Annotated in this window: 14 protein-coding genes and 2 tRNA genes; 12 read left to right on the plus strand and 4 right to left on the minus strand. The window is 44.7% G+C overall.

From position 1 onward, the window contains the following. Positions 1-73: 73 nt before the first annotated feature. Positions 74-808, minus strand: a complete 735-nt coding sequence (locus LRC_RS02025) for a WecB/TagA/CpsF family glycosyltransferase (RefSeq protein ID WP_014072941.1) — start codon at positions 806-808, stop codon at positions 74-76. Positions 809-959: 151 nt separating this feature from the next. Here LRC_RS02025 and nadE point away from each other — a divergent pair, with 151 nt between their 5' ends. The 7 genes from nadE (at position 960) to LRC_RS02060 (ending at position 6,406) form a co-directional block, all read left to right on the plus strand. After that, the gene (gene nadE, locus LRC_RS02030) at positions 960-1,787 is read left to right on the plus strand and encodes an ammonia-dependent NAD(+) synthetase (protein ID WP_014072942.1); all 828 of its coding nucleotides are present in this window, start codon (positions 960-962) and stop codon (positions 1,785-1,787) included. Positions 1,788-1,848: 61 nt separating this feature from the next. After that, a complete protein-coding gene (locus tag LRC_RS02035; protein ID WP_420805674.1) occupies positions 1,849-2,223 on the plus strand; it encodes a hypothetical protein in 375 nt (124 codons plus the stop codon). Positions 2,224-2,313: 90 nt separating this feature from the next. Next, complete coding sequence (locus LRC_RS02040; protein WP_014072944.1) at positions 2,314-4,491, plus strand: Tex family protein; 2,178 nt, start codon at positions 2,314-2,316, stop codon at positions 4,489-4,491. Continuing rightward, the gene (locus LRC_RS02045; protein ID WP_014072945.1) at positions 4,484-4,951 is read left to right on the plus strand and encodes a SprT family protein; all 468 of its coding nucleotides are present in this window, start codon (positions 4,484-4,486) and stop codon (positions 4,949-4,951) included. The genes LRC_RS02040 and LRC_RS02045 overlap by 8 nt, the downstream gene beginning before the upstream one ends. A gap of 59 nt (positions 4,952-5,010) precedes the next feature. Next, positions 5,011-5,095, plus strand: a tRNA-Leu gene (locus LRC_RS02050). 119 nt (positions 5,096-5,214) lie between these two features. Next, positions 5,215-5,299: transfer RNA gene (locus LRC_RS02055), tRNA-Leu, on the plus strand. A gap of 138 nt (positions 5,300-5,437) precedes the next feature. Further along, a complete protein-coding gene (locus LRC_RS02060) occupies positions 5,438-6,406 on the plus strand; it encodes a beta-ketoacyl-ACP synthase III (protein WP_014072946.1) in 969 nt (322 codons plus the stop codon). A gap of 39 nt (positions 6,407-6,445) precedes the next feature. On the opposite strand, the gene LRC_RS11500 is transcribed toward LRC_RS02060, so the two are convergent. Together LRC_RS11500 and LRC_RS02070 are read right to left on the minus strand one after the other, a co-directional pair. Next, positions 6,446-6,709: a hypothetical protein gene (locus LRC_RS11500; protein WP_014072947.1), complete on the minus strand. Its 264-nt coding sequence runs from the start codon at positions 6,707-6,709 to the stop codon at positions 6,446-6,448. A gap of 29 nt (positions 6,710-6,738) precedes the next feature. Further along, positions 6,739-7,779, minus strand: coding sequence for an LCP family glycopolymer transferase (locus tag LRC_RS02070; protein ID WP_014072948.1), 1,041 nt, complete (start codon positions 7,777-7,779; stop codon positions 6,739-6,741). Positions 7,780-7,994: 215 nt separating this feature from the next. On the opposite strand from LRC_RS02070, the gene LRC_RS02075 reads away from it, so the two are divergent. From LRC_RS02075 to LRC_RS02095, 5 genes are all read left to right on the plus strand, one after another. Next, positions 7,995-8,939 carry an AEC family transporter gene (locus LRC_RS02075; RefSeq protein ID WP_014072949.1) on the plus strand — a complete coding sequence of 315 codons (945 nt, stop codon included), beginning with the start codon at positions 7,995-7,997 and terminating at the stop codon, positions 8,937-8,939. Between the two features lie 416 nt (positions 8,940-9,355). Further along, positions 9,356-10,474: a C40 family peptidase gene (locus tag LRC_RS02080; protein ID WP_014072950.1), complete on the plus strand. Its 1,119-nt coding sequence runs from the start codon at positions 9,356-9,358 to the stop codon at positions 10,472-10,474. Between the two features lie 210 nt (positions 10,475-10,684). Beyond that, a complete protein-coding gene (locus tag LRC_RS02085) occupies positions 10,685-11,713 on the plus strand; it encodes an FIST signal transduction protein (RefSeq protein WP_014072951.1) in 1,029 nt (342 codons plus the stop codon). A 19-nt stretch (positions 11,714-11,732) separates the two neighbouring features. Further along, positions 11,733-12,710 (plus strand): methyl-accepting chemotaxis protein, encoded by a 978-nt coding sequence (locus tag LRC_RS02090; RefSeq protein WP_014072952.1) that lies wholly within the window; start codon positions 11,733-11,735, stop codon positions 12,708-12,710. Positions 12,711-12,809: 99 nt separating this feature from the next. After that, positions 12,810-13,481 carry a 2,3-bisphosphoglycerate-dependent phosphoglycerate mutase gene (locus LRC_RS02095; RefSeq protein ID WP_014072953.1) on the plus strand — a complete coding sequence of 224 codons (672 nt, stop codon included), beginning with the start codon at positions 12,810-12,812 and terminating at the stop codon, positions 13,479-13,481. Positions 13,482-13,540: 59 nt separating this feature from the next. On the opposite strand, the gene LRC_RS02100 is transcribed toward LRC_RS02095, so the two are convergent. Next, positions 13,541-14,878 carry a C1 family peptidase gene (locus tag LRC_RS02100; RefSeq protein WP_041819823.1) on the minus strand — a complete coding sequence of 446 codons (1,338 nt, stop codon included), beginning with the start codon at positions 14,876-14,878 and terminating at the stop codon, positions 13,541-13,543. Between the last annotated feature and the right edge of the window lie 34 nt (positions 14,879-14,912).

Genomic DNA, 14,912 nt, shown 5'->3' on the forward strand with positions numbered 1-14,912 from the left:
GGGACTTTTTCCAGACCCTTCTTTTGAAAAAATAAAAAAACCTGAGCCCGATAAAAGGCTCAGGAGCTGGCGCTTATTTTCCGAAAAATTTGTATCGGTAAACCAAGAGCAGATATTTCGGCAATGCCATCATGCGCAGGAATCTGGTCGGTTCCTTATAGAGACGATAAAGCCACTCGATGTGGTGATCGATCCACCATTGCGGAGCGCGCTCGGCGTAACCGGCTAAAACATCGAAAGAACCGCCGATTCCCATCCAGATGGCATCGGTGACGCGTCTGTTTTTTTCAATAAAGTATTCCTGCTTCGGAAAACCCAAAGCACAGAAAACGAAATCGGGTTCCGAAGACTGAATTTCACGAACGATTCCTGTCTCGTCTTTGAAGTATCCGTCATGAAAACCGGCGATGACGATTCCGGGATACGTTGCTTTGATTTTTTCGATCATCGTCATGATGACTTCGTTTTTTGCACCGAGGAAGTAGATTTTCTTACGTTCTTCATCGCACCATTTTAGGATGGCAGTCATCGTGTCGAAACCGGTGACGCGTCCCGGAAGACTTGATCCGAGAATTTTGGCGCCTTTGACGATGCCGATACCATCTGCCGTGAGATAATCTGCACCTTTGATGACTGAAGAATATTCAGGATCGTTCAATGCGGTCAAAACGATTTCCGGATTGGCCGTCACCACGAAACGATTTTTGTGAGAAAGGCTGTCTTTTTTTAATTGTTCGACGAATTCCTGTTGGGTAGCTTTGATGAAGTCAAAACCCAAGACGTTGACCGTTGAAAATGGCTGGGTCATGTATTTACCTGCTTTCTTTTTTTGTCTCTAATGACAATTATAACGTTGATTTGCTTTGTGTGGTACAATTAAATTTATAATGAAATTTTAGTTTAAAAGGCGTACAATGAATATGATGATACATTTTATGACATGAAGGGGAGGAGACGTTATGCGTCCTTTGCAGAAACAAATTATTGATGAACTTAAGGTTTTGCCTGAAATTGATCCTGAAAAAGAGATTCGTCGCTCAGTCGATTTTATTAAAGCGTATCTTTTGAAATATCCGTTTTTCAAATCCATCGTGCTTGGCATCTCCGGAGGCCAGGATTCGACGCTTTGCGGAACGCTTTGCCAAAAAGCAATCAGCGAGCTTCGTGAAGAAACGGGAAACTCTGATTACAAGTTTATTGCCGTTCGTTTGCCGTATGGCGATCAAGCCGATGAACAGGACGCAATGGACGCAATTGAGTTCATGAAAGCTGACAAGACCGTGCGCGTCAACATCAAACCGTCAAGTGATGCAATGATGGAGGCCGTTGAGGCAAACGGGTTGACGGTCAGCGATTTCAACAAGGGAAATATCAAGGCTCGCGAACGCATGATTGCGCAATATGCGATTGCGGGTTCCGAAAACGGAGCCGTTGCCGGGACTGATCATGCTGCTGAAGCCGTGACCGGATTCTATACGAAATACGGTGATGGCGGTGCAGACATCTGCCCTCTTTGGCGACTTGACAAGCGCCAAGGTCGTGAGATGCTTAAACTTTTGGGTGCTCCGGAACATTTGTATCTCAAAACGCCGACCGCTGATCTTGAGGAAGATCGACCGGCATTGCCTGATGAAGCAGCTTTGGGCGTAACATACAAAGACATTGATGATTATTTGGAAGGACGCGAAGTCGAAGAAAAAGCTGCCGAAACGATCGAAGGATGGTATCTGAAGACGCAGCACAAGCGTCACATGCCGATTAACGTATATGACGAGTTTTGGAAGTAAAGGAGGATGTCAATGAAACGCAGAGCAGATTTTGGGCACTACGTCAGCGTTTTTGGCCGAAGTGATGGAAACGACCGAAAATATGGGCGCAAAGCTCAATCCGTTTTTTGAAACGTTCAGGAAAGCTCTTGACGAAGGAAAGGACATTTCCCCTGAAGATTATGACAAGACAAAAGCAGAGTTTGAAAACGGCGTTGAATTGTACGAGAATAACCTCAGAAAATTGCAGGGACTGGAAGCTCCGATTGCGATTATCGGGGTGCACAAGAAACTTGTCGGAGCGTATCGTCGTTTTTGTGAAGGCTGCGCTCATATGAATTCATCAATCGATTATGCTGGAAGATGGGTTGATGCGGAGCAGTTTGACGTTTCTGAAAAAGAGCAGGGAAATGCCATGGACGACATTGCCAGATTAGTCAAGAAGATTATGAGATAAAAGGAACCGCGTCTGAGATTTCGGACGTGGTTTTTATTGTAATTTTTTGATCAGACAGTATAGAATAAAAAAGAAATCGGAGGGATGCATGTGGAAAAAAGATATTTAGAAATCGTTGCTCAAACCATGCCTTGCAAAAAGCATCAGATAGAGGCTGTTTTGAAGATGCTTGAAGAAGGCAATACGGTTCCGTTTATTGCTCGCTATCGCAAAGAAAGAACGGGGAGTCTGGATGAAGTTCAAATCAAAGAAATCAGCGATGAGTACCAACGAGTCGAAAAAATCGAAAAAAAACGCAGCGATATTGAAGCAAGGATCGGAGAACTCGGCAAGCTGACCGAAAATCTGAAAAAATCAATCGACGCAGCTGAAACGATGCAGCAATTGGAAGATCTGTATTTGCCATACAAGCAAAAAAGACGAACAAAGGCCCAGGCTGCAAAGGAAGCAGGCTTGGAGCCGTTTGCGCTGTGGATGCTGACGTTTCAAAAAGAAACGGTTGAGTCAAAATCAAAAGCAGTTGCCCGGAAATTAGGTCTTAAAGAAGAAAAGACAGCTATTGACGGAGCAATGGAAATTTTGGCCGAAAATTTTGGCGAAAATCCCCAAACAAGACAAATGGTACGTGATCTGGCCGATAATCGCGGTAAAATTGTTGCCACCAAGAAGAAGAATGCAGAAGATGCGCAGGAAGTTTATAAAAACTATTACGAATTCGAGGCATTAGCAAAAAAACTCACATCATATCAAGTGCTGGCGCTTGATCGCGGAGAAAAGCAGGGCGTTTTGCGGGTCAAGCTCGAACTTGACGATGAGCGAATCTTGAATCAGATGTACCGCCATTATGCCAAAAATCATGAAGAAGATTCGGCAGAATATGTTAAAAAGGCTTGCAACGATGCGTACAAACGCTTTATCAAGCCGGCAATCGAACGCGAATTACGCAGCAATTTGACGGAGACGGCCGATAAAAAAGCAATCGAAGTTTTTGGAGACAATCTTTACCATCTGTTGATGCAGGCACCGCTTAAAGGTCGCGTCGTACTAGGACTTGACCCGGCTTATCGGACCGGATGCAAACTGGCAGTTGTCGATGAAACGGGCAAGTTTTTGGCCAAAGCGGTCATTTACCCGCATGAAAAGTACAAAGGCGAACGCGTTGATCAAAGGCGAGTCGCAGATGCGAAAAAGACGCTCAAGACCCTGATTCAAAAGTATGGCGTCAAGACGATTGCCATCGGAAACGGAACGGCAAGTCGTGAATCAGAAAGTTTTGTCGCAAACGTTTTAAAGGAAATCGATGAAAAAGTCTCCTACGTAATCGTCAACGAGGCCGGTGCTTCGGTCTATTCGGCAAGCGAAATTGCCAGAAGAGAATTCCCGGACTTCAACGTCGAAGAGCGCTCCGCAGTCAGCATCGCACGCCGTTTGCAGGATCCGTTGGCAGAACTGATTAAAATTGATCCGAAGGCAATCGGCGTCGGACAATATCAGCATGATCTGCCTGAAAAGGATTTGGATGAAAGGCTCAAGTTCGTAATCGAAACGGGCGTCAACAAGGTCGGAGTAAATCTGAATACTGCCAGTCCGCAGCTGTTGGAGCACATTTCAGGGCTGAATGCGACGACCGCACAAAATATCGTGGATTATCGTTCAGAAATCGGGCGATTTGAAAAAAGGTCGCAGTTAAAAAAGGTCAAGCGCTTAGGTGACAAGGCATTTGAACAGGCTGCCGGCTTTTTGCGTATTCCAAACGGCAGGGAACCGCTTGATAATACGGACATCCACCCCGAAAGCTACGATCTGGCGCGCCGATTGTTGACGGAGACGGGGCTAAAAAATGAAGAGCTGTCGACAAAAGCCGGTTTGGAAAAGCTCAGCTGCTTTGATCCGCAGGCTTTTGCAAATAAAACGGGCGCAGGCGTTCAGACCGTTGAAGACATTGTGGAAAGTCTGAAAAAACCTGGGCGCGATCTGCGCGATTCGATGCAAAAACCGCTGCTGCGCTCGGATGTTTTGCACCTTGAGGATTTAAAAGAAGGCATGAAGCTTCAAGGCACGGTGCGCAACGTCGTGGATTTCGGGGCATTTGTGGATATCGGGGTCAAACAGGACGGTCTTGTTCACGTCTCCAAGCTCAAGAAAGGTTTCGTTAAAAATCCTTCCGATGTCGTGTCCGTGGGGGATATCGTGGACGTGTGGATTGACAGCGTGGATGAAAAACGCGGTCGCATTCAATTAACGATGGTGGATCCAAAGAATGAATGATCAAGCGCTTCAAGGACTGGTCGAAAAAATTTCTTCAGAAGATTTCGGACGCAAATTCAAACACCGTGCCTTCTTTAACGGGCGCTTAAGAACGACGGGCGGAAGATATCGATTGAAAGACCACGATATTGAGATCAATCCCAAAATGTTGACGGAACATGGTTCGAACGTGCTGATCGGCATCATTAAACATGAGTTGTGTCATTATCATCTGCATTTGGAAGGAAAAGGATACAAGCATAAGGATCCGGAATTCAAGGCATTATTGAAAAAAGTCGACGGTTTGCGTTACGCACCGGAATTAAAATCTGAAAAGCCAGGGGTTGAAAGATTTTATATCTATGAATGCGAAAAATGCGGGATGCTTTATCAACGCAAACGTCGCGTCGATACCGCGCGCTTTGTCTGTTCAAAGTGCCGCGGAAACATTAAATTGGTCGAGATTCGTGAGTATCGATAATTTTTTTTGAAAAAGACTTGCGTCCGCTGAAAATGACTGTTATAATGAATAACGTTGTTGCGGGTATGGCGGAATTGGCAGACGCGTCAGACTAAGGATCTGGTGGGCGTTGAGCCCGTGATGGTTCGAATCCATTTACCCGCATGATTAAGATTGCAGGACTGATGAAGAATCGGTTCTGCGATTTTTTTGTTTTACGATAATTTTTTTGAAATTAAGGGTTGCATAGCTGTGAATAACTTGATATAATTAATGATGTTGTCGCGGGTATGGCGGAATTGGCAGACGCGTCAGACTAAGGATCTGGTGGGCGTTGAGCCCGTGATGGTTCGAATCCATTTACCCGCATAACGCAAGCTGCAGTGCTGAGAAATCGGTCTGCAGCTTTTTTAATGCGTTCGATTGTTTTGAATGATCAAAGTATTCCGCATTAATGAAAAAACTGGTAAGATATACCTTGGAAAGATTCGAAAGGATACGAAACATATGTCTGTTAAAATCAGTGCGAGCGCAGGCTACCTGCCCAAAAGAATTGTTACGAACGACGAACTGGCGTCAATTATGGAAACTTCCGATGAATGGATCAGAAGTCATACCGGTATTAAAACGCGTCATTTTGCGATCGGAGAAAATACGTCCGACATGGCTGCAAAAGTAGCCGTCAGTTTGATGGAAAAAGCCGAAGTCAGTCCTGAAGAAATTGATCTGATTATCGTTTCGACGATTTCTCCGGATTCGATTACGCCGTCAACTGCAGCTTTGGTTCAAGGAAAGACCGGTTGCGTCAACGCATTTGCATATGATATTTCTGCCGCTTGTGCCGGATTTGTTTTTGCGTTGTCCACTGCAGAAAAGTTTATTCGCTGCGGTCAGTACGAAAAAGCAATCGTCATCAGCGCAGAAACGAATTCCAAGATGATGGATTTCAAGGACCGAACGTCTGCCGTCTTTTTTGGCGACGGAGCAGCTGGAGTCTTGTTGGAATCAAGCCAAAACCCTGAAGATGAAAGCTTCATCGCAGAAGAACTGCATGCAAAAGGAAACGGGAAAGTCATCCACAGTGGACGCATCGAACCGATTCAGGCAATTTCTGCTGAAAATTACCCAAAGATGGATGCTTTTTACCAAGACGGCCGTTCCGTTTATAATTTTGTGACTGACGAAATTACCGTTCATATGTGCGAATTTTTGAAAAAGGAAGGTCTGAAACCTGAAGACCTTGATTTGGTGATCACGCATCAGGCCAATCTGCGTTTGATTGAAAATATTGCCAGGGCTTTGAATCTGTCGCTTGAAAAATTTCAGATCAACGTTCAAACGGCCGGAAACACTTCATCGGTCGGAATCCCGTTGGCCTTGTCGGAAGCACTTGCTCAAGGCAAGAGGCCGAAACGTTGCTTGTTGACGGGCTTCGGTGCCGGGTTGGCTTATGGCAGCTTGTTGCTTAGATTTTAGTTTTTGTCCCCTTGTCCTTTGACAAGCGGACTTTTTGCGTTAAAAAGATGCTGCTCGACCAGTCTTAGCCAAGATCTCACTCAAATCTACGGACAAAGAGCCCATTTTCATCGATGTGTCCGTAAACGGCAGAGCTTTTGCCAAATGCGGGTCTGATAAATCAGCGGCCAGGATCACAGTCAAAATTACCGCCAAACTATTTTGGGTTATTTCCATCGTGGAAAGCAATCGTCCTGCATACGAAAAAAAACGGATCAGATTTGCGATTAATTGCAAATCATCCGGTTTTTCGATTTGAGGCATTATTTTTCACAGCCTCTATCATGTGCTTGTTATTGTCCAATTGCCTCGGCGCCTGCGATGGCCTGTTCGGCAATGCCTGTATCGTCGGTAAACGTTTCGGTCGATTCTTCCAGTCCGAGTTCTTCACGAATGTTTTTTGAAACGCGGGCTCGTTCCTTTGACGTTGCAACTTGCCATGAGGTTGAATCATACCATCCGTTTTTTCCCTGCAGACAATCGGATTTGATGTTTGAGGCAGCCTTTTTGTAATTTGTTTCGATGGCCCACATGTCATCGTAGCTGAGATCGGTTTGCATGTTGCCTTTGACTGCCTTTAGAATGTCGTCAAATTTTGAGACGTTTGAAAAATTCAGAGCCTTCTTGGCAATGGTCTGAATGACCTGGCGTTGACGTTTTTGACGACCGTAATCTCCGAGCGGATCATCGTGGCGCATGCGAGCATAAGAAAGTGCTGCTTTGCCGTCAAGAGTCGTTTTCTTGCCTTGAACCACGTCCGCATCTTCATATTGGAACGTCAGCGTCGGAGTGACGGTGATTCCGCCGATTGAATCCACGACTTGTCTTAATCCGCCCATGTTGAGCAGCACGTAATAGTCGATCGGAACGTCGAGCAGCTTTTGAATCGATTTGATGGTCGTCGGAACGCCGCCGACAGAATATGCGGAATTGATTTTGTCATACGGATCGCGGCAATTCGGAATTTTAAGCAAGGTATCGCGCGGGATGCTCGTCAAAGTCGTCCGCTGCGTCGTCGGATTGACGTTGGCGACAATCAGCGTATCGGTTCTCCCCGTATCGCTTCGGCCAAGGTCGCCAGTATCGGTTCCTAGCAGCAGAATCGAAATCGGTTTTTTTTCTTTCAAGACTTTTGAAACGTTGCGCGCTTTTTTGATTTTGACTTTTTTATATGTTGTAGTGATCGTCTTTTCAGCCGTATGTAGCATGCTGTAGAGATAAGCACCGCAACCGTAGAACCCGCCAAGCAAGGCAACCAGCAAAAAGCTGCAGACCCATTTTCTGATTTTGGTTTTGTCTTGCGAGTCAACGGATCGTTTAGTATGAACTGACATTTCAAATCCCCTTTGAATGAAATATTGAATAGTATCATTATACACATCTTAGCGGTTTCATGATAGATGAAGAGGAGAAGTTTAACGGATTCTAAAAACTCTTGAAATATTTTCGCAATAAAAGCGTTTTAGCGGAAAACGGCTAGTGCATTTGCCGACGTTAAATGCTATAATTTTGGAAAAAGATTAAAAAATGATGAAAAAGAAGGTAGATTATGCAAGTCTTTATGGAAAGTCTGTCGGGCGTTCTCGTTATTTTGGGGATGATTCTCGTCGGATATTGTTTGACTGAACACGGGTGGTTTAAAGGAGATGCCGACAAGCTGATTGCCAAACTGGTCACGCAAGTCTCGCTGCCGTGCTACATGCTCAGTACGATCACCGGAAAGTTCAAGGCGCATGAGCTTTTGGAAATGCTGCCCGATCTTCGGTTCCCGGTGCTTTCAATGATGATTTTAATGGCGATCGCGTTTGCGCTGGTAAGAATTTTCAACATCAAAAAAGGTCGTCAAGGGCTGTTTACGTCGATGTTTTTCAACTCCAACACGATTTTTGTCGGACTTCCGATCAACCAGGCGTTGTTTGGTGATCGCAGCATTCCTTACGTTTTGATTTATTATATGGCCAATACGACGATTTTCTGGACGCTCGGAACGTTTTTTATCCAGCGCGACGGTGAAAAAGGTGCCAAGTTTGATTTGAAAAAGACGCTTGGCAAAGTCTTTTCCCCGCCTTTGCTCGGATTTATGCTGGGAATCGTGCTGGTTCTTTTGGACGTGCGACTGCCGACGTTCATCAATCGTGATCTGGCGTATCTCGGCAACCTGACGATTCCGTTGTCAATGCTGTTCATCGGAATTTCGGTATCTCATGCCGGCTTGGCACAGATGTCTTTGAAAAAGGACAATCTGCTGATTTTGTTCGGACGTTTCGTTTGCGCACCGCTTTTGATGACGGTTCTGGTGATTCATGCGCCGATGCCGACTTTGATGAAGCACGTCTTCATCCTGCAATCGGCGATGCCCGTGATGACGAATGCTCCCGTCGTTGCGAATCTGTATGGTGCCGATTCGTCTTATGCGGCCGTTATGGTAACGGAAACGACGCTGATGTCTTTGATCGTCGTGCCGATTCTCATGGTCATCATGCAGTCGCTTTAGATTAGAAAAAATGCAGAGCGGAATATTTCAAAACGTTGAAATATTCTGCTTTTTATTTTTTTTAGAATGAGATTCTGAGTAAAGAATAAGCATCCGGAATCTCGATAAGCGGTTGGAAACGTTTTAAATTAGAAAAAATAATTTGTAACAAAAGAGAAATATTACAGACTGTAATGTCAAAAACGAGACGAAAACAGTTTGAAAGCCGATAAAATGGCATTTATCCGGGTGCGCAGCAACTAAGGGAATCTTCGTGAAACATTTTTGTAACATTAGAGGCTTTTTTGAACGATTTTGTAAATTTACTGTAATTGAGTTGAGGATTGTTAAATGGTAACATAGCTATTGTACTTAAAACGAACGAAAGAAATTTCGGTATTCTGGTTAAATTTAGTTGTTTAGGAAGGTAGTCGCTAATGAGAAATTCTAAGTTGTTCAAGATAACATTGACAGCTGCAGCAGCGTTGACGTTCGCAGGTTTTGCGGAATCATCCGCCAAAGCAGATACGCAGGCAGATATCGATGCGATCACGCAAAAGATCAAGGATACGGAAAAAAGCATCAAGGAAGGTCAGGAAAAACTTTCCAAGCTTGAAGATCTTCAATACCAAAAAACAATGGAAATCGACGGTTTGAAGAAGAACATCAAGGCTCGCAAAGCTCAGCTTGCCCGTCAGGCGCGTGCCGCTCAGGTCAACAATGCCGGTTCGATGATCGACTTTGTTTCAAAGTCAAGGAGCCTGTCTGAAGCAATCGGCCGCACATTTACGGTCGCAACTCTGGTTCATGCCAACAACGAGGCCGTTGCTCAGCAAAAAGCCGATCAGGAAAAGGTTGCTGCCGATAAGGCAGTCGTTGACAAGGCTGCAGCCGATCAGGCACAAGAAAACAAGAATTTCAACAATGATCTGGCACAATTAGCCGTTCAAAAGACGCAGCTTGAAGTCAAGAAAGCAAAGGAAGACGAAGCTGCCAGGAAAGCTGCTCAGGAAGCAGAAAAGAAGGCAAGAGAAGCAGCTGAAAAAGTTGCCAATGCCAAGAACGAACGCGACGCGCAGAATGCTCTCAACGATGCAAACAATGCGGTTGCTTCAGTTACGAAGTCAGATAACAACAATAATAATAACAACAATAACAACGTTGCTGCTCAAGCAAGCACGCAACAGACAAGCAATACGAGCGCTGCTCCGGCAGCCAAGTACGGCAGCGTTGTCGGTTACGCATTGTCGTTCCAAGGGGTGCCTTACGTTTACGGCGGCACATCACCTTCCGGCTTTGACTGCTCCGGCTTGGTTCAATACGTGTTTGCAGCTTTCGGCAAGCAGCTCCCAAGAACTGCTGGGGCTCAAAAAGCGGTATGTACGCCGATTTCTGAAAGCCAATTGCAGCCAGGCGATTTGGTCTTCTGGGGTACGGGACATGTTGGTATCTATATCGGCGGCGGAAACTTTGTGCATGCACCGACAACGGGGGATCACGTCAAAGTTACGTCAATGAATTATTATCATCCTGATTCATACGGACGCGTAAACTAAGGCGTTGCCGAATATAACTAAAACCAGAATTCTACGATATATAAATAAAAAAAAGAATCACAGTTTTCTGTGATTCTTTTTTTGCGAGAAAAAGCAAAAACATTTATTAATAAGCTTAAAAAGCATTGATATTTTGTCGATTTTCTATAGAAAAGAAGGTTATTGAAGTTAAAAAAGAGGAGAAAAAAATTTGATTTTGGAGGGGATTTCATGCAGACGGTGACCTTTGAAAACAGCAAGCAGGTTTTGGAATACGCAGCTTTGAATTCTGACCAGATCCTTGTTTTATTCAGTACATATGCCGAAATCGAAATGATTGACGCAAGACTTCCGGAAAACGTGATTGTCGCGTCGTCATTTGCGCAAACTTATGCAGGTGAACGCAAAGAACGCGGATTTACCGGGTTTGTCATTGATAAAAATGAATGCGAAATCGTGCCGATTGCCGACCCGCCGATATTGTCGCGCTATGATCTGAAAAAAGCCTACGACAAGGTCAAAGACAATCCGAATGCTTTCATGTATCTGATTGCTGACGGATTGTCCGGTCAAGAAGACATGATTTTGACGAGTCTTTACTTCATGAGGACTGATTTCAAGATGATCGGTGGTTCCGCAGGCGATATGAAACACGATGAAACGCTGATCTATTATGGCAGCCATCGTGTCAAGCATCTGTGCATTTTCGTTGATTGCAAAAAACGGACGAAACTCGTCAAAGAAAATATTTATGTGCCGACCGGAAAGAAGATGTTCGTTACGAATGCCGATCCGATCAAGCGTTGCGTCTATACGTTCAATAATCGGCCGGCCGATGAAGAGTATGCCAGAATATTAGGCATTTCGCTTTGCGATTTGAATGATGCGTTCATTTCGCATCCGTTAGGACAAAAAGTTGATGGCGAATTGTTCATCAATTCGCCTCAAAAGATCAATCACGACCATTCGATTACTTTTTATTCGGAAATTATTCCGAACAAGTTCATCGACGTGCTCGGGTTAGGTGATATGAAGCAGATTATGGCAGAGACAAGAGAAAAGATGGGCATGAAACCCAGCACGCTGCTTTCGATCAATTGCGTCCTGAGAGATCTGTATTTTAAAAAACCCGGAAAATGGCGCGAAGTTTTTGCGTCATTGGACGAGTTGAACGAAAAAGAAGCCGGATTCATCAGTGCTGGCGAGCAATATAACTTTGATCATTGCAACCAAACGATGGTTCTGCTCGGAATCGAATAGAAAGGAAAGAAATCAAATAATGAAATGGTTCAAAAAGAAAGATGAAGTCGTTTTGGAAGAAAAAAAGGAATCAGAAATAGATCTTCATGAAAACATTACGGCAACGGAATACTATTCAACGGTTTATGATTTGACAAAGCAAACGCAAAAACAGTTTCAAAATCTGATGAAAATGGATAGCGATTCGACGCAAAGTCTGGATCAGCTCCTGAACGTCAATCAGGAAACGATCGAAAGCATTCGTGAATCCTCGGAAACATCAAAGGAACTTGCCAAAACGAATGACAAACTGGAAGAAAAAATTTCAGCCGTTTTAGGCGAGATGAAGGTTACGGGCGATGCAATCGAAGGTTCAAAGGAAGACTTTGAGACAATGGGCAATATTGTCGACAATCTTGACAAGTTCATCAAAAACATTACGAACGAGGTGGGCACTTTGCGCACTGAATTTAACAACATTTCAACCAAAGCACAAAGCATTGACGATATTGCCGAAAGTACCACTATTTTGGCGCTGAACGCTTCAATCGAAGCCAACCGAGCCGGAGAAGCCGGCAAAGGCTTTGCGGTCGTTGCGAGCGAAACAAGCAATCTTGCTCAAAGCACCAAAGGATTTTCGCGCGAAATTTTGTCTTCGATGAATGAGCTCAGAAACGTCGTCGTTCAGCTGCAAAAACAGGTCGAGTCCGTAACCAGGGTGATTGAAAAAACGAATGCAGCCGTCAGCGATGTTACGGAAGGGTTTGAAACGATCAAAGAATCCGGCGCAAACGTGGGCGTTTATATGGATGACGTCTTGAGCATTCAAGGCGAAAACGCCGAATACATCAACAAGATGAGCGAAACGATGGAAGACGTCGTTGCCAAATCTGAAGAAGACAGCAATCGACTGCATATTTTGGTCGACAGCGTCGATAATCGTTCAATTAATTACAAGAAAATTGCAAATGACTTGGAACAATTGAACCTGCTTTCCGAAAAAGCCAAAAACAACTAACTGACAAAGTCCCCGCCAATGTAAAAGTCGACGAGGACTTTTTGCGATTGGGTTTTCGTGTTATCATATAGTTATTCTAAAGATTTGGAAGGTAACGGCATGGTAAAGTTGGTTTTAATCAGACACGGGCAAAGCATTGCCAATAAAGAAGACGTTTATACGGGATGGTCCGACTCTCCGCTGACAAGAAAAGGCATCAGTCAAGCGCGACATGCGGGCAAGTTGCTGTTTCATGAAAAAATCAACTTTTCGGACGTGCACACTTCCGTTTTGGTGCGCGCAATCAAGACCGCAAACATCGTTTTGGATGAAATCGGACAAAGCTATTTGCCGATTCATAAAACGTGGCGCTTGAACGAGCGACATTACGGGGCATTGCGCGGCTTAAACAAAAAGAGAACGCGCGAAATATACGGTGAAGAACAGGTTGCGTTATGGCGTCGTTCATTTTATACGGTGCCGCCGCTATTGGAAAAAATTGATCACGACAGGCGATACGATTGTTTTCCTGATGTCGTCGTGCCGCGCGGCGAAAGCTTGAAGATGGCTTATGACAGAATCGTGCCTTACTGGACGGATGGAATTGCACCGAAATTGCTTAACGGAGAAAACCAGCTTGTCGTGGCTCACGGGAGCACTCTGCGCGCGATGATCAAGTTCATTGAGCACATCAGCGATCAGGGAATAGATGGCGTCGAGGTTGCAAACGGAACACCGATAATTTATGAACTCGACCATCGATTGAAAATCGTCGAAAAGAAAATTTTATAGCAAAAACAGGATTGGATGCAAAAATCCAATCCTGTTTTGAGTCTTTATAAGTATGACGCTTATTTTGCCAAAGAACCCATCGGATCCCAAGGAGCCAAAACCTTTGGCTCTTCCTTCAAAATTTCCTGGAGTTCTTTTGGCAGGAACTTCTTGTTAACGACGACTTGGTAGCAGTATTCTTCCATCCAGCTGTCGCTCATGACGAAGAAGCCATCCGTTCCGACTTGGTCGCCCCATGAGTTTTCGACTTTCCACTTGTCAGGCTTGCCATCAACCAGGTTGACGCCTGTCAAGACCATTGCGTGCGTCATCAAGCTTTCGCAGTAGTCAAGGCGTTCTGCTTTGGACATTGAGAAATCAACATCGAACAATTCGTCGTTGTGGTAAAGTTCAGTATCCATGATTCCTTTTTTGCGATCGGATGATTGGCCAACGTCTGAGCCGAACCAAACGCTTTCACCTGCTTCAAGCTGTTTGATCGCAATTTTGCGGAACGTGTCCATGTCGACGTTCAAGTGACGAACTTCGCGTCCACCGATGACGTTGCCGAGCATTTCAATCGTGTACATGTGGTTGTAAGGCTTGTCTTCTGTCGGTGCATTGATGACGGAAACATAGTCTTCCGTATTCCAGCCAACGTATTTCTTGAAGAATTCCTGCGGAGTCAGGTCACGATCAAGATGATAGTTCTTGTCCTTGTCGCGATATTCGAAGTCGAATTTTGCAGGCGGTTCGCCGAAACTGTAGGCACACATGCGATAAACTTCTGAGAGCATCTTTTGTTTTCTTGCTTCAAGCTCATCTTCTGAAGCATTGGCATTGACGAGTTCGCGCAATTCGACGGCATCCTTGCGAAGTTTCAGATTCAATGTTGAATTGAATTCACGGGATGCAGAAGAATTGAACGTTTCTGGCATGACTGACTTTGGAACGACGCCATATTTGTCAATGATGGCCATGAACATGTCCCACTGGCCGCCGTCTTGTTGAGGAGTCTGCATGAGCCAGGCAACCTTGCGATCAGATGTTGGCAATGCGGCCGTCTTAATGACGTTTTCATAGAAATAATTTGATTTTTCAAGCTTGTCCCAGAAGAAAGTATAGTTTTGTGAAAGCTCAAAATCGTCTGCAACGCCGAATTTGTCCTTCATGTCATGACGCATCGTGTTCAATGCGGCAAACATCCAGCAGCGTCCGGATTGTTTTTGATTGGCAACTTTTCCCGTATCCAAATCAATTGAGAAAACAGGATCCATGTTGATTTCTGAACGATAGTCGGCACTTGTTGCCAAGATTCCGTTCTTTGTTACGGCGCGTTCCGCAACGTTGTGATTTGCTTTTGCATCAAGTTCTTCTTGGAACTTCTTTAATTGGTTTGCACTAATGTCTTTAGCCAAGACGTTCACCTTCCTTTAACAAACTATTAATAAT

The organism is Ligilactobacillus ruminis ATCC 27782 (assembly GCF_000224985.1).
GTDB classification, from domain to species: Bacteria; Bacillota; Bacilli; order Lactobacillales; family Lactobacillaceae; genus Ligilactobacillus; species Ligilactobacillus ruminis.

What these genes read in the sequence shown, in the direction of transcription:
- LRC_RS02025 (WP_014072941.1), bottom strand. Translation starts at nt 808, where the DNA reads ATGACCCAGCCATTTTCAACGGTCAACGTCTTGGGTTTTGACTTCATC.
- nadE (WP_014072942.1), top strand. Translation starts at nt 960, where the DNA reads ATGCGTCCTTTGCAGAAACAAATTATTGATGAACTTAAGGTTTTGCCT.
- LRC_RS02045 (WP_014072945.1), top strand. Translation starts at nt 4,484, where the DNA reads ATGAATGATCAAGCGCTTCAAGGACTGGTCGAAAAAATTTCTTCAGAA.
- LRC_RS02060 (WP_014072946.1), top strand. Translation starts at nt 5,438, where the DNA reads ATGTCTGTTAAAATCAGTGCGAGCGCAGGCTACCTGCCCAAAAGAATT.
- LRC_RS11500 (WP_014072947.1), bottom strand. Translation starts at nt 6,709, where the DNA reads ATGCCTCAAATCGAAAAACCGGATGATTTGCAATTAATCGCAAATCTG.
- LRC_RS02070 (WP_014072948.1), bottom strand. Translation starts at nt 7,779, where the DNA reads ATGTCAGTTCATACTAAACGATCCGTTGACTCGCAAGACAAAACCAAA.
- LRC_RS02075 (WP_014072949.1), top strand. Translation starts at nt 7,995, where the DNA reads ATGCAAGTCTTTATGGAAAGTCTGTCGGGCGTTCTCGTTATTTTGGGG.
- LRC_RS02080 (WP_014072950.1), top strand. Translation starts at nt 9,356, where the DNA reads ATGAGAAATTCTAAGTTGTTCAAGATAACATTGACAGCTGCAGCAGCG.
- LRC_RS02085 (WP_014072951.1), top strand. Translation starts at nt 10,685, where the DNA reads ATGCAGACGGTGACCTTTGAAAACAGCAAGCAGGTTTTGGAATACGCA.
- LRC_RS02090 (WP_014072952.1), top strand. Translation starts at nt 11,733, where the DNA reads ATGAAATGGTTCAAAAAGAAAGATGAAGTCGTTTTGGAAGAAAAAAAG.
- LRC_RS02095 (WP_014072953.1), top strand. Translation starts at nt 12,810, where the DNA reads ATGGTAAAGTTGGTTTTAATCAGACACGGGCAAAGCATTGCCAATAAA.